This window comes from Microbacterium sp. Bi128 (genome assembly GCF_918698205.1).
Genome location: NZ_CAKKMM010001618.1, coordinates 1 through 1,081, shown reverse-complemented (window position 1 = coordinate 1,081; position 1,081 = coordinate 1). Strand labels below are relative to the sequence as shown.

Annotated in this window: 1 protein-coding gene and 1 pseudogene; both read left to right on the top strand. The window is 64.1% G+C overall.

Annotated features, from left to right (window positions below; genetic code table 11):
- Window positions 1-103, top strand: a pseudogene (locus tag LQV45_RS34980) (orotate phosphoribosyltransferase); the annotation flags it as partial.
- Window positions 104-201: 98 nt separating this feature from the next.
- A complete protein-coding gene (locus tag LQV45_RS34975) occupies window positions 202-975 on the top strand; it encodes a GAF and ANTAR domain-containing protein (RefSeq protein ID WP_230012582.1) in 774 nt (257 codons plus the stop codon).
- The last annotated feature ends 106 nt before the right edge of the window (window positions 976-1,081 follow it).

Genomic DNA, 1,081 nt, shown 5'->3' with positions numbered 1-1,081 from the left:
CGTGATCGTGGACCGCGACACCGGAGCCAAGGAAAAGATCGAGGCCGAAGCCGGCGTTCCGTACCTCTTCGCCTTCGGCAAGGACGAACTGGGCCTCAACTAGCGTTTCTCCCTCAGCTGACGCGGGTGGACGGTGCCTAGGGGGTGACTTATCATTTCTTAAATACCCCCCGTCCGTACCCGCATCTGGAGAAACGCGACATGCTCCCGCCCCCTGAAGACTTGACCGCTGACTCCGTCAACACTGTCGACCAGATCCAGAACCTGATCCTGGACAGCGCAGACTTCGAAGCGTTCCTGAACGAACTCGCGCGTTTTTCCGCGCACCAGGTGGCCGGCTCCGGCGACGACGCGCTGTGCGGAATCACCCTGCTCCGGGACCGTAAGGCCGCCACGATCGGGTGGAGCAGCGACTCCGCCCGCGAAGTGGACGAGATCCAGTACTCACTGTCCCAGGGCCCCTGCCTGACCGCCGCCAAGGAGGAACGGGAAGTCTACGTCCCGGACCTCTTCGACGAGGACCGCTGGGGCCCTGACTACGCCTCCGCCGTCGCCTCGCACGGCCTGCGCTCGGTGTTGTCGGTGCCTTTCCACCTCCAGGGCGAAGCCCAGGCGGCCCTGAACCTCTACTCCGATGTCCCGCACAAGTTCGACGGCGACGTCGCGGTCCGGGCCCGCGGGTACACCCGTGAAATCTCCCAGGCGCTGCGGCTGGCAGTCCGCTTCTCGCTGCACACGGACAGCGCCACGAACCTGCGCGCCACGCTCGAATCCCGGACCGTGATCGACATGGCCATCGGGATCGTCATGGCCCAGAACCGTTGCGACCAGGAAACCGCGGTCCGGATCCTCACCGATGCCTCCAGCAACGGCAACGTCAAACTCCGCGACATCGCCGCCTCACTGGTGCAATCTGTCGGCGGAACGGCTACCAGGACGCACTACGAAGAGCCGAACCGGCGGCAGGCTGGCTGAACCGGCAGCGGCCTATGACTTGTGTGCGACCACAAGCGCGGATACGCTGAATGAGGTTGAGCCGTCGGCCATAGACATCCTTATTTGGAGTACCTATGGACCAAAC

Excerpts from the sequence above, each read along its gene's own strand:
- LQV45_RS34975 (WP_230012582.1), top strand. The coding sequence starts at position 202 with ATGCTCCCGCCCCCTGAAGACTTGACCGCTGACTCCGTCAACACTGTC.